This is a genomic window from Hydrogenophaga sp. (assembly GCF_051860785.1).
Lineage (GTDB): Bacteria > Pseudomonadota > Gammaproteobacteria > Burkholderiales > Burkholderiaceae_C > Hydrogenophaga.
The window spans coordinates 143,204-166,431 of sequence record NZ_JBIMLB010000007.1 but is presented as its reverse complement, the minus strand read 5'-3'; the positions used below and the strand labels follow the sequence as shown (position 1 = coordinate 166,431).

The following is a 23,228-nucleotide window of genomic DNA, read 5'->3' as shown; positions in this document are numbered from 1 at the left end:
AGGCCAGCCCCTTGGGGGCAGCGACCCGCGAAGCGGTGGAGCGTGGGGCAATCGTCAGTGCAATGCACGGTAGATGGCGTCGGCCAGTTCGGAAGAGATGCCTTCCACCGTGCAGAGGTCTTCCACACTCGCCCCCGCCACGCCACGCACTCCACCGAAGCGCTGCAGCAGGCGAGCGCGCTTCTTCGGTCCCACGCCCGGGATGTCCTCGAGCCGGCTGCCGCCCGTGCGCACCTTGGCGCGCTGGGCCCTCATGCCGGTGATGGCGAATCGGTGCGCCTCGTCGCGGATCTGGGCCACCAGCATCAGCGCGGCGGAATCGTGACCCAGGTAGACCTTCTCGCGGCCATCGGCGAACACCAGTTCTTCCAGGCCCACCTTGCGACCTTCGCCCTTTTCCACCCCCACGATGAGCGAAAGGTCCAGCCCGAGGTGTTCGAACACCTCGCGCGCCATGCTCACCTGGCCCTTGCCACCATCGATGAGCACGAGATCGGGCATGCGCGGACCCGCCACGGATTCAGCGGTGGGTTCCATGGCCAGGGCTTCGGCAGGCTCAGCCTGGACGGGGATATCGGACTCAGGCGCAACCGTGGGGTCTGGCTGCGGCGCATCTTCCGAGCGCATGGCCTCGGCGATGCGTCCGTAGCGCCGCAGCAGCACCTGCCGCATCGCGGCATAGTCGTCGCCCGGCGTGATGCCCTCGATCTTGTAACGCCGGTACTGGCTGTTCTGCATCTTGTGCCCCTCGAACACCACGCACGACGCCTGGGTGGACTCGCCGGCCGTGTGCGAGATGTCGAAACACTCGATGCGCAGGGCATCGAGCTGGTCGTCGGGCAGGTGCAGCGCGTCGGCCAGAGCGCGGGTTCTGGCCTGCTGGCTGCCCTCTTCGGCGAGCAGGCGGGCAAGTGCGATGTCGGCGTTCTTCTGCGCCATCTCCAGCCAGATGCGGCGGTGCTCGCGCGGCTGGTGCACCGCATGCACTTTGGCACCGGTCTGCTCGGTGAGCGCGTCCAGCAAGGGTTTGCCCACGGCGTGGCTGGTCACCAGCGTGTGCGGCATGGCCACGCCCAGGTAGTGCTGGGCGATGAAGGCTTCGAGCACCTGCACCGCCACGCGCTCGGCGGGGTCGCCTTGCGCGGGGCCTTCATCGGAAATCGCGTTGTCGATGGCGGTCGCGTCCTCCACATGGGCCGGGAAATAGGGACGGTCGCCGAGGTGGCGACCGCCGCGGATCATGGCCAGGTTCACGCAGGCGCGGCCGCCCTGCACTTTCACTGCCAGCACGTCCACGTCCTTGTCGGACACGTTGTCCACCGCCTGCTGGTGCAGCACGCGCGAAAGCGCGGTGATCTGGTTGCGCAGCTCGGCCGCCTGCTCGAACTCGAGTTTTTCGGCGTGCGCCAGCATGCGCTGCTCCAGCGCGTCCAGCACCGCTTGCGTCTCGCCGCGCAGAAAGCGCTCGGCGTCGCGCACATCCTGGGCATACACCTCGCTGTCGATGAGATCCACGCAAGGACCGCTGCAACGCTTGATCTGATAAAGCAGGCAGGGCCGCGTGCGGTTGGCGAACACGGTGTCTTCGCAGGTGCGCAGGCGGAACACCTTCTGCAGCAGGGTGATGGACTCCTTCACCGCCCAGGCGCTGGGGTAAGGGCCGTAGTAACTGTGGCGCCGGTCCACCACACCGCGGTAGTAGGCCATGCGCGGAAACGCCTGCGCAGGCGATGGCGCGCGCGCCAGGGGCTTGTCGCGCGTGCCGGTGATCTTGAGGTAGGGGTAGCTCTTGTCGTCGCGGAACAGGATGTTGAACCGCGGGTTGAGCGTCTTGATGAGGTTGTTTTCCAGCAGCAGCGCCTCGGCCTCGGAGCGCACCACCGTGGTCTCCATGCGCACGATCTTGCCGACCATGTGGCCAATGCGCGTGCCGTCGTGGTTCTTCTGGAAATAACTCGCCACGCGCTTCTTGAGGTTGCGCGCCTTGCCCACGTAGAGCAACTGGCCCTGGGCGTCGAAATAGCGGTACACGCCGGGCAGTGCCGGCAGCGCGGCCACTTCGCTGAGCAGTTGATCGGAATGCGGGTCGGACATGGGCGCGTATTGTGCGCGGCCTTGAAAGCCTTGCACCGACAATGGCGACCATGCGCTGGGACATTTTCTGCAAGGTGATCGACAACTTCGGTGACGTGGGCGTCTGCTGGCGGCTATCAGCCCAGCTGGCGCACCGGGGCGAGCAGGTCCGCCTGTGGCTGGACGATCCGCAGGCCCTCGCGTGGATGGCGCCGCGCGCGCTTCAGGGCGGTGTGCCGGACATCGAGGTGCTGCACTGGACTTCGCCCTTGCCGTCGGGCCTGCTGGAAGGCCTGCCGCTGGCCGACGTCTGGGTCGAGGCCTTCGGCTGCAATCCGCCAGCCGAGTGCGTCGAAGCCCTGAGGCGCCAGGTGGCCATCGGCGAGCGAGCGCCTGTGTGGGTCAACCTCGAGTACCTGAGCGCCGAGCCCTATGTCGAACGCTCCCACCGCCTGCCCTCGCCGATGATGAGTGGTCCGGCCCGGGGACTGAGCAAGTGGTTCTTCTACCCCGGCTTCACCGAACGCACCGGTGGCCTGCTGCGCGAAGAAGACCTGCTCGCCCGTCAGGCAGCTTTCGATGCCACAGCGTGGCTGCGCAATCTGGAACTCGCGTCCGAACCTGAAGGCTCAACGCTGCGCGTCTGCCTGTTCTGCTACGAACCTGCCGTCCTGGCGTCCGTCCTGCAGCAGGCGGGCCGGGCCGATGCCCCCAGCGAGTGGCTGGTGACGCCGGGCCGGGCCTGGCAGGCGGTACAGGCCGTGCCAGGCCCCAGGGGCGAGGCTTGCGGCCTGCACGCCCTGCCCCACCTCACGCAGCAAGATTTCGACCACCTGCTCTGGGCATGCGACCTCAATCTGGTGCGCGGCGAGGACTCGCTGGTGCGTGCGCTCTGGGCTGGCCAGGCTTTCGTCTGGCAGATCTACCCCCAGCATGACAACGCCCACCACACCAAACTGACGGCCTTTCTGGACTGGCTGGAGGCCCCGGCCTCGCTGCGGGACTTTCACCGCGCGTGGAACGGCATGGATGCCACGCCCGCCGTCTGGCCCGACCGGGCCACGCTCGCGCAATGGCAGGAATGCGCCCGCCGGGCACGCCAGCGATTGCTGGCCCAGCCGGACCTGGCCAGCCAGCTGACCGGGTTCGTGCTGGAAAAGCGATAAAATTCGAGGCTTTGTGGAAAACCGGTCGGGTGCGCAGCCCACGCCGGAAACATGCGGCCCAACCGTTGGAACCCTTATGAAAATCGCCCAAGAACTCCGCGCCGGCAACGTCATCATGCACGGCAAGGACCCGATGATCGTCCTCAAGACCGAGTACAGCCGTGGTGGCCGTGGTGCCGCCACCGTGCGCCTCAAGCTCAAGGCCTTGCTCAACAACATGGCCACCGAGGTCGTCTGCAAGGCCGACGACAAGATGGACCAGATCATCCTGGACAAGAAGGAGTGCACCTACTCCTACTTCGCCGATCCCATGTACGTGTGCATGGACGCCGACTACAACCAGTACGAGGTGGAAGCCGAGAACATGGGCGATGCCCTGAACTACCTCGAAGACGGCATGACCGTCGAAGTGGTGTTCTACGACGGCAAGGCCATCTCGGTCGAGTTGCCCACCAGCGTGGAACGTGAAATCACCTGGACCGAGCCGGCCGTCAAGGGCGACACCTCGGGCAAGGTGCTCAAGCCCGCCAAGATCGCCACCGGTTTCGAAGTGTCCGTGCCGCTGTTCGTGGCGCAGGGCGATCGCATCGAAATCGACACGCGCACGGGCGAATACCGCAAGCGCGTCTGAAGGCGCGCGAATCACGTCTCCTGTCTGAAGAGGCTCCTGCGGGAGCCTCTTCCGTTTGATCTCACGAAGCCCAACGCAGCGCTCCACCCATGGATCTCGTCTCACGCATCGCGGACGTCATCATTCCGGTCTTCCTGGTGGTGGCCATCGGCTATGGCTACGGACGCCGCGCCCGGCCCGACCTCTCCACCTTCAACCGCATTGCGCTGGATGTGCTCGCGCCCATGCTGATGTATTCGGTGATGGCATCCAAGGCCTTCGTGATCACCGACCATTTGCCGCTGCTCCTGGGCGGTGCCGTGGTCATTCTGGGGGGTGGCCTGCTCGCCTGGCCGCTGGCACGCGCCTTCGGCGTGCAGCCGCGCACGCTGGTGCCGGTGGTGATGTTCAACAACTGCGGCAACCTCGGCCTGCCGCTGGCCCTGCTGGCCTTCGGCGCGGAGCAGTTCGGCGCGGCTGTGGCGCTGTTTGCCGTGAGCAATCTGCTGCATTTCTCGGTGGGCGCGCGCATCACCAGCCGCATCGCCCGTACCCGAGACCTCATGACCAGCCCGCTCATGATCGCCACCCTGCTCGGCCTGGTCAGTGCATTGAGCGGGATCAGGCCGCCCGACGTGGTGCTCTCAGGCCTCAAGCTGCTGGGCGACGCCATCATTCCCATGATGCTGTTCGCCCTGGGTGTGCGCCTGACCTCGCTGACGCGCGAGGGCCTGGCCATGGGCATGCTCGGCGCGCTGGCGCGCCCGCTCCTTGGCCTGGCCATCGGTCTGCCGCTGGCGTGGGCGCTGGATCTCGAAGGGGTTGCACGTGCGCAACTGCTGCTGTTCGCCGCGTTGCCACCCGCCGTGATGCAGTTCATGCTGGCCGAGCGCTACCACCAGGAACCGGAGAAGGTCGGTGCCATGATCATGCTGGGCAATGCCCTGGCGGTGGTCTTCGTGCCGATCGCGCTGGCACTGGGTCTTTAGGCCCCTCACACACAAGGAATCCCACATGGAAGCCACTCAAGACCTGAACGAACGGCGACTGGCCGATGCCTGGGCCGAGCTGCAGGCCCATTCCAACGAAGGCAATGCGCTGCACGCCGACGCCTACCGGCTCGCCTTTGCCGATCCCGAGTTCCTGCTGCGCCGTGAGACACGAGGCATCCGCCTCCAGCTGGAAATGCTCAAGCCCGATCTGGCACAGCGGGAGCTGGGCATCGAAAACACGGTGGTGGTGTTTGGCAGCGCCCGTTTCCGGGAGGCCAACGACGCGCGCGAACTGCTTGCCAAGGCCGAGATCACGGAGAACGAACACGCCATCCGCGCCGCCACGGCGATGGTGCGCAACGCGCACTACTACGACCACGCGCGCGAGTTCGCGCGCATCGTGGCCCGCTACAGCAAGCAGTGCCCACAGGCGGACCAGCTCTTCATCTGCACGGGCGGCGGACCCGGCATCATGGAGGCGGCCAGCCGGGGTGCGCACGACGAAGGCGCGCTCAACGTGGGCCTCAACATCGCCCTGCCCCACGAGCAGTCGGCCAACCCCTACGTGTCACCCGAGCTCAGCTTCAAGTTCCATTACTTCGCACTGCGCAAGATGCACTTCATGATGCGCGCCAAGGCCCTGGTCGCGTTCCCCGGCGGCTTCGGCACGCTCGATGAGCTGTTCGAAGTGATCACACTGGTGCAGTGCCGCAAGTCCAAGCCGGTGCCGATCGTGCTGTTCGGCAGCGACTACTGGAAGCGCCTGATCAACCTGGACGTGCTGGTGGAAGAAGGCACGATCTCGCCCGAGGATCTCGATCTGTTCAAGTACGTGGACGACCCCCAGAGCGCCTGGGCCCACATCGTCCAGTTCTACGACTTGAAGGGCTAACCCCTGCCGCGCTTTGTGCGGATCCCTCGCAGCCCACCAATCTCCGGAGCGCTGTGCCCCCTCCAGAAACGCCGAGGAACCGGCTTTGCCGGGCCTCAGGCGTTGTCCCCCTTTCAGGGGGAAGCCGCGTCAGCGGCGCAGGGGGTCGTCACTTCTGCGTCCATCCGCCGCCCAGGGCCTTGTACAGCGCCACCTGGCTCTGCTGCTGCGCCAGCCGCGTCTGGGCCAGCGCCTGCTGGGTGGCGAACAGCGAGCGCTGTGCATCCAGCACATCGAGGTAGTTCGCCACGCCATTGCGGTAGCGCAGTTCGGCCAGGCGGAAACGATCCGCTTCGGCCGTGGCCTGCACTTGCTGGGCGGCGAGTTGATCTCCCAGCGTCGCGTTGCCCGCCAGCGCATCCGCCACTTCACGGAAGGCGGTCTGGATGGTCTTTTCGTACTGGGCCACTGCAATGTCACGACCCGCCCACGCGGAGTCGAGGTTGGCGCGGTTGCGCCCGGCGTCGAAGATCGGCAGCAGCGCCTGCGGCGCGAGCGTGAAGCCCCAGGTGCCATTCTTGAACAGGCCGGAAAGATCGGAACTGGCGGTGCCGGCGCTGGCCGTCAACGAAATGCGAGGGAAGAAAGCCGCGCGCGCCGCGCCGATGTTGGCGTTGGCAGCGATCAGCTGCTGTTCGGCCTGGCGGATGTCGGCGCGCCGCGTGAGCAGATCAGACGGCAGGCCGGCCGGCACGTCGCGCAGCATGGAAGCGCCCATGGCGGGGGCCGCCGGCACGGCCACGGTCCCGTCGCTGGCGGCGGGCGCTGCAGGAGCGGGCGCGGCGGTGGGAAGCAGGCTGGAAGGCGGCGCCTGGCCCACCAGCAAGGTGAGCGCGTTCACATCGAGCGCGCGCAGGCGCCGCTGCTGGGCCAGGGCCACCTGGGCCGACGCGCTGAGCGATTCGGCCTGGCGCAGGTCCAGCGCGGACGACGCACCGTTGTCAAACCGCAGCTTGCTCAGTCGCAGCGAGTCTTCGCGCGTGGCCAACGTGCGTTGCGTCAAAGCCAGCAGTTCCTCGTTGGCCTGCAGGCTCAGCCAGGTGCTGGCCACGGCAGCCACCAGGCTGGTCTGCGTGGCGCGCTGCGCTTCTTCGCTGGCCAGGTACTGTGCCAGCGCGGCTTCCTTCAGGCTGGCGATGCGGCCGAAGAAGTCGATCTCCCAGCTGCTGAGCGCCAGGCCCACGCTGTAGACGCTGCTGATGCCACCGCTGCCATCGGCCGCTGGCTGTCGGGTGCCACTGGCGGCCAGACCGATCGCCGGGAGCTGGCTGGCGCTGGTGATCTGGTACTGCGCACGAACCTGTTCGATGTTGAGCGTGGCCACGCGCAGGTCGCGGTTGTTGGCGAGCGAGAGCGCGATGAGTTCGCGCAGGCGCGCGTCGCCCACGAAATCGGTCCAGGCGATGTCGGCTGCAGGCGTGGCGTTGGCCGCCGGGGCGGGCGTGGCCACGGGCCACTCGGGCGCCACTGGCATCGCCGGGCGCTCGTAGGTGGGCATCATCGAGCAGCCTGCCAGCACAGCGGCGGCCACCAGCGTGAGCGCGGTGCGCGCGGGGAAGAGTCTGGTCTCAAGCATGGTTAGGCTCCATGTCCATGGTGTCGGGCCTGCTCGGCATCGTGCATTTGCTGGCGCTTGCTGCCCTTGAAGAGCGTGCGGACCACGACGAAGAAGATCGGGACGAACACCACCGCGAGCACGGTGCCGGTGATCATGCCGCCGATCACGCCGGTACCGATGGCGCGCTGGCTGGCCGAGCCGGCCCCCGAGGCAATGGCGAGCGGCAACACACCCAGGGTGAAGGCCATTGAGGTCATGATGATGGGGCGGAACCGGATGTGGGCCGCGCCCAGCGCCGCCTCGATCACGCTCTTGCCCTGCGCCTGCAAGTCCTTGGCGAACTCGATGATCAGGATGGCGTTTTTCGCGGTGAGCCCGATGATGGTGATCAGCCCCACCTGGAAGTAGACATCGTTCGAGTAGCTGCGCAACAAGGTCGCCAGCAGCACGCCGAGCACACCCAGCGGCACCACCAGAATCACCGACAGTGGGATGGTCCAGCTCTCGTACAGTGCGGCCAGGCACAAGAACACCGCCAGGATGGCGAAGCCGTACAGCACCAGGGCTTGTGCCCCGGCCAGCTTTTCCTCACGCGTCTGGCCGGTCCACTCGTAGCCAATGCCTTGCGGCAACTGGGCGGCGAGTTTCTCCATCTCGGCGATGGCCGCGCCGGTACTGGAACCGGGCATCGCGCTGCCGCTGATGCGCATGGAGGGGTAGCCGTTGTAGCGCACGGTCTGCATGGGGCCGGTGATCCAGTGGGTGGCGGCAAAGGCCGACAGCGGTACCGCCTGCCCCTTGTTGTTGACCACGTTCAGGCGCATCAGGTCTTCAGGCTGCATGCGGGCAGGCGCATCGGCCTGCACCACCACGCGCTGCAGGCGGCCTGTGTTGGGGAAGTCGTTCACGTAGCTGGAGCCGAGCGCGGTGCCGATGGCGGCGTTGATCGCATCGAAACCCACGCCCAGCGCATTGGCCTTGTCGCGATCGATGTCGATCTGCAGCTGCGGTGCGTCTTCAAGGCCATCCGGGCGCACCTGGGTGATGATCTTGCTCTGCGAGGCCATGCCCAGCAGCTGGTTGCGCGCACTCAGCAAGGCTTCACGGCCCAGGCCACCGCGGTCCTGCAGGCGGAAGTTGAAGCCCGAGGACGCACCCAGTTCCGGAATGGGCGGCGGGCTCAGTGGATAGATGAATGCGTCGCGAATGCCAGAGAGCGCGCCGAACGCACGGCCCGCCAGTGCTTCGGCCGAGCTGCCGGGCGCGGTGCGTTCCGCCCAGTCCTTGAGCGTGACAAAGGCGAGCGCCGCGTTCTGGCCCTGGCCCGAGAAGCTGAAGCCCAGCACACTGACCATGCCCTGCACTTCCGGCTGCTCGAGGACGAAGCCTTCCACCTGCTTCATCACTTCCAGCGTGCGTTCCTGCGTGGCACCCGGGGGGAGTTGCACGTTCACCAGCATCGTGCCCTGGTCTTCATTGGGCAGGAACGACGTGGGCAGGCGCATGTAGACCACTGCGGCGACCGCGACGATGGCGAGGTAGATGATGAGTGTGCGCCCGGCACGCGGCAGCAGCGCAGCCACGCCACCTTCGTAGCGCTTGGCGGTGCGCTTGAAGCCGCGGTTGAACCAGCCGAAGAATCCCTTCTTGTCGTGGTTGTGCCCGGCTTCCACCGGTTTGAGCAAGGTCGCGCACAGGGCAGGCGTGAGCGAGAGTGCCATGAAGGCAGAGAAGGCAATGGACACGCCCATCACGGCCGAGAACTGACGGTAGATGTTGCCCACCGAGCCGGCGAAGAAGGCGAGCGGCACGAACACCGAGATCAGCACCACGGTCACGCCGATGATGGCGCCTGAGATCTGGCCCATGGCCTTGCGTGTGGCTTCGAGCGGCGGCAGGCCTTCCTCGCTCATGATGCGCTCGACGTTCTCCACCACCACAATGGCGTCGTCCACCACGATGCCGATCACCAGCACCATGCCGAACATGGTCAGCACGTTGATGGAGAAGCCCATCGCCAGCAGCACGGCAAACGTGCCCAGCAACGCCACCGGCACCACGATGGTGGGGATGATGGTGTAGCGGAAGTTCTGCAGGAACAGGAACATCACCAGGAACACCAGCAGCATGGCCTCGCCCAGCGTCACGGCCACCTGCTGGATGGAGATCTTCACGAAGCGCGAGCTGTCGTAGGGAATGGACCAGCTCATGCCCTTGGGGAAGAATCGCTCGAGCTCCTGCATCTTCTCGCGCACCACCCCGGCCGTGGCCAGCGCGTTGCCGCTGGGCGAGAGCTGCACGCCGATGCCGACCGCTGGCTTGCCATTGAGCCGCGCCGAGGTGGCGTAGGTCTGCCCCCCCAGTTCGATGCGGGCCACATCCTTCAGACGCACGGTGGCGCCATCGGCACTGGCGCGCAGCACGATGTTGCCAAACTGTTCGGGGCTGCCGAGTTGACCGTTGACCACCACGGTGGCCGCGATGCTCTGACCGCCCACGTTGGGCAATGCACCGATTTCGCCGGCAGACACCTGCGCGTTCTGCGCGCGGATGGCGTTGGTGACGTCGGCTGAACTCAGGTTGAAGCCGAGCAGCTTGGCCGGGTCGATCCAGACACGCATGGCGCGCTCCGTGCCGAACAGCTGCGCCTGGCCCACACCGGGCAGGCGCTGCAGTTCGGGCACGACGCTGCGCGATGCGTAGTCACCCAGCGCCACCGGGTCCCAGGCCGGGTCGTCGCTGGAGAGCATGGTGAACAGCAGGAAGTTGCTGCGCGATTTGTCCACCCGAACGCCCTGCTGCGTCACCGCGGCGGGCAAACGTGGCGTGGCGCGGGCGAGCCGGTTCTGCACGTCCACCTGCGCAAGATCGGCGTTGGTACCGGTCTCGAAGCTCAGGGTGATGCTGCCACTGCCGTCGGCCTGCGCCACCGACTCCATGTAGATCAGGCCTGGCGCGCCATTCATCTCGCGCTCGATGACCGACAACACGCTGTCTTCCAGCGTGGCGGCGGAGGCCCCAGGATAGGCGGCGTTGATGATGATGGCCGGTGGTGCCACCGGTGGGTACTGCGCGATCGGCAGTTGTGTGATGGACACGCCGCCCATCACCATGATGAAGAGCGCGATCACCCACGCGAAGATGGGCCGGTCGATGAAGAATTTCGCCATTTCGGGCGCTCCTTAGCTGGGCGTGCCCGGGGCCGCAGCGGTGCTGCCGGGAGCCTTCCACGGCACGGCCTTGACCGGCGTGCCGGGCGGCATCATCTGGAGCTTCTGGAAGCCGTCGACCATCACCTGCTCACCCGCCTTCACACCGTCCACGATGACCCACTGGCCATTCTGCTGGCCGCCCACCTTCACCTTGCGCGATTCGATCTTGCCGTCGGCACCCACCACCGACACCGAGTCACCCTGCGCGGAGCGCGTGACCGCCTGCTGCGGCAAGGTGATGGCGTTGCTTGCCTTGGCCTGCTCCAGGCGCACGCGCACATACAGGCCAGGCAACAGCGTGCCCTTGGGGTTGGGCACTTCGGCACGCAGCGTCACCTGGCCGGTGGCGCTGTCGACCGTCAGGTCAGCGAACAGCAGGCGACCCGCCTGCTCGTACACGCTGCCGTCTTCCAGCACCACCTGCACGGCAGCGGCGTCCGCCCCCGCGCCCTTGAGCTGACCACTGTCCATGGCCTTGCGCAACTTGTAGACCTCGGCCGCCGACTGGGTGAAGTTCACGTACATCGGGTTGATCTGCTGGATCACCGCCAACTGGGTGGACTCGCCCTGCCCGACCAGGGCACCCTCGGTCACCAGCGCACGTCCGATACGGCCCGAGATGGGCGCCGTCACGCGGGCGTAACCGAGATTGATGTTGGCGGTCTGCACGGCGGCACGACCGGCGGCCACGTCGGCCTCGGCCTGCTTCTGCGCGGCCACGGCGGTCGCAAATTCCTGCTGGCTCACGGCGTTTTCCTTCACCAGCGGCGCGTAGCGTTCGGCCAGCGCGGTGGCTTGCGTTAGGTTGGCCTGCGAACGCGCCAGGCTGGCCTGGGCGCTCTGGAGTGCGGCGGTGTACGGTGCGGCGTCGATCCGGAAAAGCGACTGACCGGCCTTCACTTCGCTGCCTTCGCGGAACAGGCGTTCCTGCAGGATGCCCGCGGCTCGCGCCCGCACCTGGGCCACGCGCGAAGCCTCCAGACGACCCGGCAGTTCGGTCATCAGGCCCACGTCACCGGGGGCCACCGTGACCACACCCACTTCGGGCGCGGGCATGCCACCACCCGGAGCGGCAGCGCCCTCGGGCGCGGCGGACTTGCCACAAGCGCTCAATATCACGGCGAGCGCCACCACAGAGAGTCCCCGCAGCAAGTTGACCTGGGACAGTGGCACAAACCGGGCGCGTGAAACGGGCACAGACTTGACGGGGCTCAAGACGGGCATGGGAGTCCTTGGGATTGAGGTGAAGAGGCGGCAAACAGGGAATACCCTGTCATTTTGTGCTGCCGCAAAACGGCGCAGTATACATACATCCAAGAATGTATGTATAGTCCCGCGAATGCCCAAGGGCTTCCTTTCTGGAGACACAAATCATGGTTCGACGCACCAAAGCCGATGCGCTGGCAACACGCCACAGCCTGCTGGATGCTGCCGAGCACCTGTTTCAGGAGCGTGGCGTCTCGCGCACTTCGCTCAACGACATCGCCACCGCCGCCGGTACCACGCGCGGCGCCATCTACTGGCACTTCAAAGACAAGGCCGACCTGTTCAACGCGATGATGGAACGCGTGACCATGCCCCTGGAAGGCACGCTGGCCTGCACCGCACGCACGGCGGAGACCACCACCGACCCCCTGCTCTCCCTGCGCGACTCGATGATGAGCGCCCTCAAGCAGACCGCCACCGATGAACAGACCCGGCGCGTGTTCGAGGTCGCCACCCACAAGGTCGAATACGTGACCGAAATGCAGGCGGTGCGCGACCGCCACCTCCGGGTGCGCAACGAGTGCATGGTCATGACCGAGGAGGTCCTTCAGCAGGCAGTGGAGCGCGAAGGCATCCAGCTCACCGTTCCGGTGGCCACCGCCGCCCTGGGCCTGCACGTGATCATGGACGGGCTGATCCAGAACTGGCTGCTGGAGCCCGAAGCGTTCGACCTCGTCAAAAGTGGTCGCGTCACGCTGGACGTCTACCTCACCGGCCTGGGCTTCTCATTGCCGGCCAGCCGCACGCGCCAGCGCGCGGTGCCCGCCTCGGCACGCAAGCTCACGCCGGCCTGACCAGGGGACCGATTTCAGGGTGGCGTGCGCGGGGGATCTTGGTCAGAGGGCTCGGTGCGCAGGGTCCAGGCGATCGGCGAGCCAATACCCACGGCGGCGCCCACCAGCCAGAACACCGCACCCACGCCGATCAACGCGCCGACCGAGCCGAACATCAGCGGCATCACCACGCTCGAACCGTTGATGGCCATGGCCCGCAGACCCAGCGCCTCACCATGGCGGTGGTGCGGCGTCATCTGGTGGAGCGAACTCATGATCATCGGCTGCACCGAACCCAGCGCGAAACCCAGCAGCACCGACAGCGCGCCCATGGCCCAGGCCGCGTGCACCAGCGGGTAGACGGCAAACAGCAATGCCGTGGCCACCATGGCCGAGGCAATCACCACCGACTCGCGCAAGCGCGCTGCCAGCCAGGGCATGAGCAGGCGGATGGCCGTGGCGGCCAGCGCAAAGGCGCCCAGGATGGTGCCGATCACGGTGGCGCTCAGGCCGCGCTCGTGGCCGAGCACCGGCACGAGGAAGGTGTGCACGTCCCAGCAGGAAGAGAGCATCCAGTTGATCGCCATCAGCTTCCTGAAGCCTTTGTCCTTCAACAGGTTCCAGGACGAACCGCTGGTCTGTCGCAGTTCCGGCGCCACGGGTTCGTGCTCCACCGCGCGGCGCACCCAGTACCAGGCCATCGAAGGCAGCAGCGCGAGCAACAGGAACGCGGCGCGAAAGCCGAAGCTGTCGATCATCACGCCCGCGACGAACGGGCCCAGGAAGTTGGAGATCGATGGGCCGACGGCCATCCAGCTGAAAACCTGCCGGAGTTCGGTAGGGCCGTTCGCCAGCCGGCCCACGTGACGTTGCAGGGCGATCATCGCCAGGCCCGTGGCTGCCCCGCAAGTGAGCGCCGTCAAGCACAGCACGATGAAGACCGGAAATGCGACGGCCAGCGCAGCGCCGGCGGTGGCCACACCCACGGAGATCGCCACCGGTTTGCGCAGGCCTCGCCGATCGGCGTAGCGCCCCGCTGGCAGGGCCATGAAGACTGGCGCCAGCGCGAACAGGGCGAGCAGCACCCCCACGGCCGCCGGGCTGAAGCCTTCGCGCAGTGCCATCAGCGGTGCGGCAAGTCGAAAGCCCGTCATGCACGCATGCAGGCAGATCTGGGCGGCGATCAGTCGCGCAAGGTCGGTGCGCAGATTCGGGTTCAAGCGTCTCCGTTGTCGGTGGGGTCCAGCGGCAGCAGCGCGCTGGCCTGGTCCTGTGGCAGGGCTTCCACGGCCTTGAGTGCGCGACCCATGGCACGGCTGCGCGTCTCGGCGCTGTCAAGCGTGTTGAGTACGGTCTGCGTCTGGCTCTTGACGCGGGCCAGCACGTCGCCAAACTTGCCGAACTCGGTCTTGACCGCGCCCAGGACCTGCCAGACCTCGCTGGAGCGCTTCTCCAGCGCGAGTGTGCGAAAGCCCATCTGCAGCGAATTGAGCATGGCCATGAGCGTGGTGGGCCCGGCCAGGGTCACCCGGTGTTCGCGCTGCAGCAACTCCATGAGCCCGGGCCGGCGCAACACTTCGGCATACAGGCCCTCGGTGGGCAGGAACAGGATCGCGAAATCGGTGGTGTGTGGCGGCTGCAGGTACTTGTCGGCCATGGACTTCGCCTCCAGCCGGATGCGCTGCTCCAGCCCGCGTGCGGCCATCTCGGCGCCGTCCACGTCGGCGCGCTGCTGCGCATCGAGCAGACGCTCGTAGTCCTCGTTCGGAAACTTGGCGTCGATGGGCAACCAGCATGGCGAGCCGTCGTCGCTGCGACCCGGCATGCGGATGGCGAAGTCGACCGTGAAACGGCTGCCCGGCTTGGTCATCACCTGCACGGCGTACTGGTCGGGAGCAAACACCTGTTCCAGCAAGGCCCCAAGCTGGGCCTCGCCGAACATGCCGCGCGTCTTCACGTTGGTCAGCAGGTGCTTGAGATCACCCACGCCCTGCGCCAGCGTCTGCATCTCGCCCAGGCCCTTGTGCACCTGCTCGAGCCGGTCGGCCACCTGCTTGAAACTCTCGCCCAGGCGCGCCTGCAGCGTGCTCTGCAGCTTCTCATCGACCGTGGCACGCATCTCGTCGAGCTTGGCTGCATTGCCTTGCTGGAGTTGCTGCAGCTGGGCGTCGAGCGTGGTGCGGATCTCGGCCAGCCGACGCGCGTTGCCTTCGCTCATGTCCTGCAACTGCCGCGTGAGCGTATCGCCCAGCGTGCCACGCAACAGCACGAGCTGCTGAGCAAAGGCGTCGAGCTGGGCGTTCTGCGTGCGTGTCGTTTCGGCGGACTGCCCGGTCAGCGTTTCCTGGAAGGTGGCCAACGTCTGCTGGATTTCCTGGCGCCCTCCTCTGGACGACTCGCTGATCTCGCGCCGCAACTCGCTCTCGACGCGCTCCACGCGCTGACCCTGCTGCTGCAACTGCGCCAGCAACAACTGGCGGTGCGCGATCGACTCGTCGTCCGCTGCGGGGCGGCGCAGCCCCAGCCAGACGATCAACGCCAGGTTGATCACCAGCAGGATCAGCAGCGCCCAGGGCAGCAGTTCGACCATCATGAACCGTGCATCAGGCCAGGGTGTTGATGGGCGTCACGGCGCGCCCGGTGGTGAGGAAGGCGATCACGTTGTCGGCCGCGAGGTTCGCCATCGCCTTGCGGGTGGCAATGGTGGCACTGGCGATGTGCGGCGTGAGCACGACGTTGGGTACGGTAAGCAGGTCCGGATGCACCTTGGGCTCGCCCTCGAACACGTCCAGCCCCGCTGCCGCAATGCGCTTCTCGCGCAGCGCCTGGGCCAATGCTGCGTCGTCCACGATGCCGCCACGCGCAATGTTGATCAGCGTGGCCGTGGGCTTCATCTGCGCGATCTCGGCAGCACTGATGGCGTGGTGGCTTTCAGCGCTGTAGGGCAGCACCAGGATGAGGTGATCCGCCTCGCGCAACAGCGTGGCTTTATCGACGTAGCTGGCCTTGCACTCGGCTTCCGTGGCCGCGTCCAGACGCGAGCGGTTGTTGTAGATCACCTTCATGCCGAAACCATGCGCCCCGCGCCGGGCGATGGCCTGGCCGATGCGGCCCATGCCCAATATGCCCAGCGTGCTGCCATTGACTTCGGCACCGGCAAACATGTCGAGTGCCCAGCGGTTCCATTGGCCCGCGCGCAGGAAATGCTCGCTTTCGGTGAGGCGCCGCGCCGTGGCCATGAGCAGCGCAAAACCAAAGTCGGCAGTGGTCTCGGTCAGCACGTCGGGCGTGTTGGTGGCCACCACGCCGGCCGCCGTCATGGCGGGCACGTCGAAGTTGTTGTAGCCCACGGCGATGTTGGCCACCACCTTGAGTTGCGGGCAGGCCGCGAGCAGCGCCGCGTCCACCTTTTCACTGCCGGTGGTGAGCACGCCGGCCTTGCCCTGCAGCCGCGCCACCAGTTCCTGCGGGGAAAGCACACCGTCGGTGTCGTTGGATTCCACCTCGAAGTGTTCACGCAATCGCGCCACCACGTCAGGAAAGATGTTGCGGGCGATCAGGATGGAAGGTCGTTTGGTCATGGGAGAAATGGTGAAAGAGCGGATCAGACGAACCAGATCCAGGTGATCAGCGCGAACAACGGCACCAGGATGCCGACCGACCAGAGCATGTAGCCGAAGAAACTCGGCATGCGCACACCGCGATCCTCGGCAATGGCCTTGACCATGAGGTTGGGGGCGTTGCCGATGTAGGTGTTGGCGCCCATGAACACGGCCCCGGCGGAGATCGCCACCAAGGTGGGAGCGAGTGCATTCATGAGCACCTGCGGGTCCCCACCGGCCGTGTTGAAGAACACCAGGTAGGTCGGCGCGTTGTCGAGAAAGGAACTCAGCAGGCCGGTGGCCCAGAAATACATCGCCGGATTCGGCGTGCCATCGGCGTTGGTCACCGCCTTGACCACGGCGCCGAACGGTCCGTCCACACCGGCCTTGAGCATGGCGATGACAGGAATGATGGTGAGGAAAATGGCGGCGAACAGCTTGGCCACCTCCTGCATGGGCCCCCACGAGAACTGGTTGCTCTCATGCACGCTCGACGGCGTGAGGCGCAAGGACACCAGAGTGACCGCGATCAGGCCCACGTCGCGCAGCAGACCGGGCAAGCCGACTTCAGTGCCCCAGACGTTGAACACCACGCTCGACTTCCAGAGCCCACTCATCAGCACCAGCGCCACCACCACACCGAGCAGCAGGAAGTTCTTGGCACCGTCGAAGCCGATGCGCTCGGTATCAGGCGTCGGATCCCGGGGCTGAATCTCTTCCCGATTGCGGTAAAGCCACCAGTCGATGACGAAGAACAGGGTCAGCAGCGCCACCAGCAGGAACAGGGTTTCGCGCCAGATGTGTTCCATCGTCCAGAAAAACTCCACGCCCTTGAGGAAGCCCAGGAACAGCGGTGGGTCGCCCAGCGGCGTCAGGGAACCCCCGACGTTGGACACGATGAAGATGAAGAAAACGACCACGTGCACCTGGTGCTTGCGGTTGTCGTTGGCGCGGATCAGCGGGCGGATCAGCAGCATTGAGGCGCCCGTGGTGCCCATGAAGCTGGCCAGCACAGCCCCGATGCCGAGCAGACCGGTGTTGAGTGCCGCGCTGCCATGCAGGTTGCCACGCAGAAAGATACCGCCTGCCACGGTGAACAGCGCGGTGAGCAGGATGATGAAAGGGATGTACTCGGCCACCATGGCGTGGACCACGGCGGTCCACGCCACACCCGGCCCCACCACCACCGCAAACGGCACCAGGAACACCAGCGCCCATGCCGCCGACACCTTGCCGAAATGGTGGTGCCAGAACATGGGCGCGAGCAGCGGCACCAGCGCGATGGACAGAAGCACCCCCGCGAAGGGCACGCCCCACAGCACCGAGAGCTGGCTGCCGTCGAGATCGGCGGCCTGAGCGAAGCCGGGCAACAGTGCCAGGATGAATGCGAGCCGGCGCATGTTCAGACCGCCAGCAGATCGACCTCGAACAGCAGCGTTGCGTTGGGCGGGATCACGCCTCCGGCACCACGTGCACCGTAGCCCAGCGCGGCAGGGATCACCAGACGGCGCGTGCCACCCACGGCCATGCCCTGCACGCCTTCGTCCCAACCTTTGATGACGTGGCCGGCCCCCAGGGGAAACTCGAAAGGCTGGCCACGGTCCTTGCTGGAATCGAACTTGGCGCCCTGCACGCCGTCGCTGTAGAGCCAGCCGGTGTAGTGCACCTGCACGGGTCGGCCGGCCTGGGCGGTTTCGCCATGGCCGACAACGGTGTCTTCGTACTGCAGACCGCTGGGGGTGGTGATCATGGAAGTCTCCTCGTTGGAATGAATGGAAAAGCGACCGATTATTCCAGCCACGTCGTGAACGACGCGGCTGGCTCACGCGGTGTGTGGAAGCCATTGACCACATGGTCGGGATCTGCATAGCCCAGCGACATGCCGCAAACCAGCATTTCGTTCTCACCCGCGCCGATGTGCGGCAGGATGATGCTCGCAAAACCGTTCCAGGCCGCCTGGGGACAGGTATGCAGTCCATGACCGCGCGCGGCCACCATGAGGTTCTGCATGAACATGCCGTAGTCGACCAGCGAGCCCCGTCCCATCACCCGATCGAGCGTGAACATGAGGCCGACGGGCGCATCGAAGAAGCGGAAATTGCGCTGGTGCTGCGCGTGCATCTTGTCCTTGTCGCCTTTGGTGATGCCCAGCAAGCCATAAAGCCCCCAACCGTTCTCGCGGCGCCGGTCGATGAACGGGCTGACCCATTTTTCGGGGTAGTAGTCGTAGGCTTCCTTGTACTGACTGGCCAGCGACGGGTCGGCACGCAGCGCATCGTGCGCAGCGCAGACTTTTTCCACCAGTGCGTCGCGGCTGGCGCCCTGCAGCACGTAGGTTTTCCAGGGTTGGGTGTTGGTGCCCGATGGCGCGCGGCTGGCCAGGGCCAGCAGGTGTTCGATCGTCGTGCGCGGCACCGGCTTGGGCAGGAAGGCGCGCACGGACATGCGGCTGGTGATGGCGGCGTCGACGCTCGCGGCATCGATGCTGCCCACTGCGGCCTGGGGGTTGAGGGTCATCGAAGGGTCTCCAGGGTGTGTTTGAGAGATTCAGGGAGCGGCACGGGGCGGCGGGTTTCGCGGTCCACGTAGACGTGCACGAAATGACCGCACGCAGCAGCAGAGTCCACCCCCTCGGCGAACAGGCCCACTTCGTAGCGCACGCTGGAATTCCCCAGGTGCGCCACACGCAGGCCGGCCGACACGGTTTGCGGAAAGGCCAGGGGAGCGAAGTAGTTGCACTGCGTTTCGATCACGAGTCCGATCACCGGGCCCGCATGAATATCCAGTGCGCCTTGCTCGATCAGGTAGGCATTCACCGCCGTGTCGAACCAGCTGTAGTACACCACGTTGTTCACGTGGCCATACACGTCGTTGTCGCTCCAGCGAGTGCCGATGGGCCGGAACACGCGGTAAGCGCTGCGCAGCAGGGCTTGCGGGCGCTCATTGGGTGAACGGGTAGCGGTATTCATGCCGCGGCATTGTGCCAGTGGCCGACGTACTCCAACGCCGTGCGGTAGGTGTTGATCTGCACCTGCACCGTGTCATCGAGATCGTGGCCGTATCCGCCTCCCATCGCGAAAGCCAGCGGCAGACGGCGCCGCCACGCCCAGTCCATCACGCGACGATCGCGCGCTTCAAGGCCGTCGAAAGAGAGCTTCAGCCGCCCCAGGCGATCGCCTTCATGCGGATCCGCGCCCGCAAGGTAGAGCACCAGACCGGGCTCGAACCGGCGTTCGAGCTCGCCGAGCGCCTGTTCCAGCGCCTCCAGGTATTCGGTGTCGGCGCAGCCGTCGGGCAGTTCCACATCCAGATCGCTGGGCTCCTTGCGAAACGGGAAGTTCTTCGCGCCGTGCAGGGACAGCGTGAACACCGACGGGTCGCTGGCGAAGATGTGCGCCGTGCCATTGCCCTGGTGGACGTCGAGATCGATGATGGCCACGCGCAGCGCTTCGCGGGCCCGGTGCATGCGGGCGTGCTCGGCCTGCATCAGGCGCGCCGCCACGGCGAAGTCGTTGAACACGCAAAAGCCGCTGCCTTTGTCCGCATACGCATGGTGCGTACCACCCGCCAGGTTGGCCGCCAGCCCTGCGCCAGCCATGGCGCTGCGGCAGGCCTGAAGCGTGGCGCCCACCGAGCGCCGGGCGCGCTCGGCCATGGCCGGGCTCCAGGGAAACCCGATCTCTCGCTGTGCCGCAGCAGACAGGCTTCCCCTGCTGATGGCGTCGATGTAGGCCGGTGTGTGCACCAGTGCCAGTTCGCCATCGCTCGCCGGCATGGCCTGCGCAAGCTGCACCCCGGGCAATTCCGCCGCAAGCCGTTCGCGCAGACGCGCGTACTTGGCCATGGGAAACCGGTGACCACTGGGCAAGGGAAGAACGAAATGGTCGGCGTAGAAGGCTTGCACGGGAAGAAGGGAAAGCGGGCCGACGTGGGAGGTGGTCCATTGTGTCCGGCTGTTGAATCCGCAGCACTTCAGGCGGTTTCTAGAACGGCACCTCTAGAATGCTGCAGCGCAACAAAAAAGGCTTGCGCTATGCCATCGTCTCCCTATAATCGAGCCCATGTTGCAGTGCAGCAAAGCGAACAAGAACAACAGCGTCAAAGACAGCGCGGTGTTCCCAGCAGCCCTGAACTAAGCCCTCTTTTTTGACAACTCCAGGAGTATGAATATGTTGACCGCTGAACAAATCGTTGCCGCCCAGAAAGCCAACATCGAAACCCTTTTCGGCCTGACCCAGAAAGCCTTCGAAGGCGTTGAAAAGCTGGTCGAGCTGAACGTGCAAGCCACCAAGGCCGCCCTGTCCGAATCCGCCAACAGCACGCAAGCGCTGTTGAGCGTCAAGGACGCGCAAGAACTGCTGGCTCTGCAAGCCGGCCTGTTCCAGCCTCTGGCTGAAAAGACCGTGGCCTACAGCCGCCACCTCTACGACATCGCCGCCGGCACTGGCGCCGAATTCGGCAAGGCCGCTGAAGCCCAGGCCAGCGAAACCCAGAAGAAGTTCCTGGCCGTTGTGGACAACGCTTCGAAGAACGCACCCGCCGGTTCCGAAACCGCCGTGGCCGTTTTCAAGAGCGCCATCTCCGCCAGCAACAACGCCCTGGAATCGGTGCAGAAGGCTGTCAAGCAAGCCACCGAAATGGCTGAAGCCAACTTCAACACCGTGACCGCTTCGGCCGTCAACGCCACGAAGTCGGCCGCCAAGAAGCGCTGAACATCGCCGCAAGGGCGCCGTTGATCGGCTGAACCGGCACGCGCCCCGGCACCCCCTCTAGGATCAAACTGGTTTTTCTGGTTGTCTCCTCGGGTCCTTTTCGAAATTCGGTTTCATCGGACCCCTTAAGCCCTCACTGCGAAGTGAGGGCTTTTTTTCTGGCCAACTGGGTTCGCAGCATCGGCAGGGCCGCCTGCATGGCCGCCCGCCCTGCCTCGATGGAACGTTTGCGCGACGCGAAGTCCGCACTTCCCACACCCACCAGTGAAGGGCGCACCACCACGTCGGCACCCGCCAGTTCATGGCGGTTGATGCTCTGCCCCATGATGGCGAAGGTCTGCAGCAGCACCTGCAGGCTGCCGATGGCCGAGTTGCCTTCTGGCGAACTGGAGATGTCCACCGCCAGCACCACTTCAGCGCCCATGTCGCGCGCCTGGCGCACCGGGACGGGGGCCACCAGGCCGCCATCGAGGTACTCGCGCCCGGCAATGGCCACAGGCGCGAACACGCCCGGCACAGCGCTGGAGGCGCGCACCGCCTGCGCGGTGTCGCCCCGCCGGAACAGCACGCCCTGCCCGGTGGAAAGATCCGTGGCCAGCACGCCCAGCGGCAGGCTCATGTTTTCCAGCAACTTGCCGTCGACTTCCTTGCGCACGTAGCGCGCCAGCGCCTCGCCGCGCAGCAAGCCGCGCCCCATGATGGGCAGCGCCCAGTCGGTCAGCGCGGCTTCCTCCATGCCCAGCGCCGCCGTCTCGAGCTGGGCTGCCGTCTTGCCGCTGGCGTAAAGCGCGGCCACGAGGCTGCCGGCCGAGGTACCCACCACGAGATCGGGACGGATCCCGTTCTGCTCCAGCACCTGGATCACGCCCACGTGTGCGAAGCCGCGTGCGGCGCCACCACCAAGCGCCAGGCCAAGACGTGGAGGACGGGTAACGGGTTCAACCTGTGGAGGCACCGGCGTGACGACGGGAGGTTCAGGCGGCGGAGGCGGGGTGCTGGAACACCCTGCCAGCAAAAGCATTGCTGCGAGCAGGCCTGTGGGGATTAAGGACTTATTAAGAACCATTCGCGTTTCTGTTAGCATTTTGAGTCGAATTATCCGCTCGACCTTCTCAGAAAAAGAGCCCCTTTCCAATCCCCACGCCTCTTTCAAATTCATTCAAAAAGGACAACCATGAACAGGTACTCCAAGCTCTCGATGCTCGCGATCGCGGTGGCCGCTGCCACGATGGGCGTGTCGGCCCAGGCCCAGGACAAGGTGCTCAACCTGTACTCCGCCCGCCACTACCAGACCGATGAGGTGATGTACGACACCTTCACCAGGACCACCGGCATCAAGATCAACCGCGTGGACGCGGACGACGCGGGCATCGTTGCGCGCCTGCGCGCTGAGGGCGCGGCCTCCCCCGCCGACGTGATCCTTCTGGTGGACGCCGCGCGTCTGGCCGTGGCGGATTCCCAGGGCCTGTTCCAGCCCATCAAGTCCGCCAAGCTCGATGCCGCCATTCCGGCCAACCTGCGCGCTGCGGCGACCCCTGACGGCGTGACCTGGACCGGCTTCTCGACACGCGCCCGCGTGATCGTGTACGACCCCGCGCGCGTGAAGGCCGAAGACGTGGCCACCTACGAGCAACTGGCCGACCCCAAACTCAAAGGCATGGTGTGCACGCGCTCTGGCTCGCACCCCTACAACCTCTCGCTGTTCGCCACCGTGGTCGAGCGCCTGGGTGACCAGAAGGGCGAGGCCTGGCTCAAGGGCGTGGTCGACAACATGGCCCGCGCACCCAAGGGTGGCGACACCGACCAGATCAAGGGCGTGGCCTCTGGCGAATGCGCTGTAGCCGTGACCAACACCTACTACGTCGCCCGTCTCATCAAATCGGACAAGGCAGAAGACCAGGCGGTGATGAACAAGGTGCGCGTGTCGTTCCCCAACCAGGGCACCAGCGGCACCCACGTGAACATCGCCGGTGCAGCCGTGGCGAAGTACGCCAAGAACCGCGACAACGCCATCCAGTTCATGGAATTCCTGTCCAGCCCGTTCGCGCAAGATTACTTTGCCAACGGCAACAACGAGTTCCCTGCCGTCAAGGGTTTGAAGATCGACAACCCGGCCATCTCGAAGATGGGGGGCGACAACTTCAAGGCCGAAACGGTGCCGCTGGGTGTGGTCGCCAAGAACATGACCAAGGTGCAGCAGATGATGGACCGCGTGGGGTACAAGTAAACACCCCCGCGCCGGCCCGATGCTCGGGCCGTCACCCCCTCAAGGGGGCACATCTGCGGACCGGCAAAGCCGGATCCGCGATGTTCTGGATGACCAAGGCCCGCTG

20 protein-coding genes are annotated in these 23,228 nt (G+C 65.8%); 7 read left to right on the top strand and 13 right to left on the bottom strand.

The genetic code is table 11. The features are described from left to right. Positions 1 to 54: 54 nt before the first annotated feature. Positions 55 to 2,094, bottom strand: a complete 2,040-nt coding sequence (gene uvrC / locus ACTIF6_RS11860) for an excinuclease ABC subunit UvrC (protein ID WP_439588185.1) — start codon at positions 2,092 to 2,094, stop codon at positions 55 to 57. 50 nt (positions 2,095 to 2,144) lie between these two features. Here uvrC and earP point away from each other — a divergent pair, with 50 nt between their 5' ends. The 4 genes from earP (at position 2,145) to ACTIF6_RS11840 (ending at position 5,733) form a co-directional block, all read left to right on the top strand. Next, positions 2,145 to 3,239 (top strand): elongation factor P maturation arginine rhamnosyltransferase EarP, encoded by a 1,095-nt coding sequence (gene earP / locus ACTIF6_RS11855; protein ID WP_439588184.1) that lies wholly within the window; start codon positions 2,145 to 2,147, stop codon positions 3,237 to 3,239. A gap of 76 nt (positions 3,240 to 3,315) precedes the next feature. After that, positions 3,316 to 3,870, top strand: a complete 555-nt coding sequence (gene efp, locus ACTIF6_RS11850) for an elongation factor P (RefSeq protein WP_428289644.1) — start codon at positions 3,316 to 3,318, stop codon at positions 3,868 to 3,870. An 89-nt stretch (positions 3,871 to 3,959) separates the two neighbouring features. Continuing rightward, on the top strand, positions 3,960 to 4,838 hold the full coding sequence (locus ACTIF6_RS11845) for an AEC family transporter (protein WP_439588183.1): 879 nt from the start codon (positions 3,960 to 3,962) through the stop codon (positions 4,836 to 4,838). 25 nt (positions 4,839 to 4,863) lie between these two features. Further along, the gene (locus tag ACTIF6_RS11840; protein WP_439588182.1) at positions 4,864 to 5,733 is read left to right on the top strand and encodes a TIGR00730 family Rossman fold protein; all 870 of its coding nucleotides are present in this window, start codon (positions 4,864 to 4,866) and stop codon (positions 5,731 to 5,733) included. A 148-nt stretch (positions 5,734 to 5,881) separates the two neighbouring features. On the opposite strand, the gene ACTIF6_RS11835 is transcribed toward ACTIF6_RS11840, so the two are convergent. The 3 genes from ACTIF6_RS11835 to ACTIF6_RS11825 are packed head-to-tail and all read right to left on the bottom strand — an operon-like array spanning position 5,882 to position 11,766. Then, positions 5,882 to 7,348 (bottom strand): efflux transporter outer membrane subunit, encoded by a 1,467-nt coding sequence (locus ACTIF6_RS11835; protein ID WP_439588181.1) that lies wholly within the window; start codon positions 7,346 to 7,348, stop codon positions 5,882 to 5,884. Between the two features lie 2 nt (positions 7,349 to 7,350). Beyond that, a complete protein-coding gene (locus tag ACTIF6_RS11830) occupies positions 7,351 to 10,500 on the bottom strand; it encodes an efflux RND transporter permease subunit (protein WP_439588180.1) in 3,150 nt (1,049 codons plus the stop codon). A gap of 12 nt (positions 10,501 to 10,512) precedes the next feature. Further along, positions 10,513 to 11,766, bottom strand: a complete 1,254-nt coding sequence (locus ACTIF6_RS11825; RefSeq protein ID WP_439588179.1) for an efflux RND transporter periplasmic adaptor subunit — start codon at positions 11,764 to 11,766, stop codon at positions 10,513 to 10,515. Between the two features lie 149 nt (positions 11,767 to 11,915). Here ACTIF6_RS11825 and ACTIF6_RS11820 point away from each other — a divergent pair, with 149 nt between their 5' ends. Continuing rightward, on the top strand, positions 11,916 to 12,602 hold the full coding sequence (locus tag ACTIF6_RS11820) for a TetR family transcriptional regulator (RefSeq protein ID WP_439588178.1): 687 nt from the start codon (positions 11,916 to 11,918) through the stop codon (positions 12,600 to 12,602). Between the two features lie 14 nt (positions 12,603 to 12,616). Here ACTIF6_RS11820 and ACTIF6_RS11815 read toward each other — a convergent pair whose 3' ends face one another. Genes ACTIF6_RS11815 through ACTIF6_RS11780 form a run of 8 tightly spaced genes read right to left on the bottom strand, consistent with a single transcriptional unit; the run spans position 12,617 to position 20,087 of the window. Further along, on the bottom strand, positions 12,617 to 13,801 hold the full coding sequence (locus ACTIF6_RS11815) for an MFS transporter (RefSeq protein WP_439588177.1): 1,185 nt from the start codon (positions 13,799 to 13,801) through the stop codon (positions 12,617 to 12,619). Next, positions 13,798 to 15,171: a DNA recombination protein RmuC gene (locus ACTIF6_RS11810; RefSeq protein WP_439588247.1), complete on the bottom strand. Its 1,374-nt coding sequence runs from the start codon at positions 15,169 to 15,171 to the stop codon at positions 13,798 to 13,800. The genes ACTIF6_RS11815 and ACTIF6_RS11810 overlap by 4 nt, the downstream gene beginning before the upstream one ends. Positions 15,172 to 15,184: 13 nt before the next feature. Continuing rightward, a complete protein-coding gene (locus ACTIF6_RS11805) occupies positions 15,185 to 16,162 on the bottom strand; it encodes a 2-hydroxyacid dehydrogenase (RefSeq protein WP_439588176.1) in 978 nt (325 codons plus the stop codon). A gap of 23 nt (positions 16,163 to 16,185) precedes the next feature. Further along, positions 16,186 to 17,583, bottom strand: a complete 1,398-nt coding sequence (locus tag ACTIF6_RS11800; protein WP_439588175.1) for a sodium:proton antiporter — start codon at positions 17,581 to 17,583, stop codon at positions 16,186 to 16,188. 2 nt (positions 17,584 to 17,585) lie between these two features. After that, positions 17,586 to 17,933, bottom strand: a complete 348-nt coding sequence (locus ACTIF6_RS11795) for an FKBP-type peptidyl-prolyl cis-trans isomerase (protein ID WP_439588174.1) — start codon at positions 17,931 to 17,933, stop codon at positions 17,586 to 17,588. 38 nt (positions 17,934 to 17,971) lie between these two features. After that, on the bottom strand, positions 17,972 to 18,700 hold the full coding sequence (locus ACTIF6_RS11790) for a nitroreductase (protein ID WP_439588173.1): 729 nt from the start codon (positions 18,698 to 18,700) through the stop codon (positions 17,972 to 17,974). Beyond that, entirely contained in the window at positions 18,697 to 19,152 is a 456-nt protein-coding gene (locus tag ACTIF6_RS11785; RefSeq protein ID WP_439588172.1) for an acyl-CoA thioesterase, read from the bottom strand. Before ACTIF6_RS11785 ends, ACTIF6_RS11790 begins: the two co-directional genes overlap by 4 nt. Beyond that, positions 19,149 to 20,087, bottom strand: a complete 939-nt coding sequence (locus tag ACTIF6_RS11780) for a histone deacetylase family protein (RefSeq protein ID WP_439588171.1) — start codon at positions 20,085 to 20,087, stop codon at positions 19,149 to 19,151. The genes ACTIF6_RS11785 and ACTIF6_RS11780 overlap by 4 nt, the downstream gene beginning before the upstream one ends. A gap of 265 nt (positions 20,088 to 20,352) precedes the next feature. On the opposite strand from ACTIF6_RS11780, the gene phaP reads away from it, so the two are divergent. Beyond that, complete coding sequence (gene phaP, locus ACTIF6_RS11775) at positions 20,353 to 20,895, top strand: TIGR01841 family phasin (RefSeq protein WP_439588170.1); 543 nt, start codon at positions 20,353 to 20,355, stop codon at positions 20,893 to 20,895. A 133-nt stretch (positions 20,896 to 21,028) separates the two neighbouring features. On the opposite strand, the gene ACTIF6_RS11770 is transcribed toward phaP, so the two are convergent. Next, a complete protein-coding gene (locus ACTIF6_RS11770; protein WP_439588169.1) occupies positions 21,029 to 21,961 on the bottom strand; it encodes a patatin-like phospholipase family protein in 933 nt (310 codons plus the stop codon). A 108-nt stretch (positions 21,962 to 22,069) separates the two neighbouring features. Between ACTIF6_RS11770 and ACTIF6_RS11765 the strand changes: the two genes are divergently transcribed. Then, positions 22,070 to 23,122, top strand: coding sequence for an extracellular solute-binding protein (locus ACTIF6_RS11765; protein ID WP_439588168.1), 1,053 nt, complete (start codon positions 22,070 to 22,072; stop codon positions 23,120 to 23,122). Positions 23,123 to 23,228 lie beyond the last annotated feature (106 nt).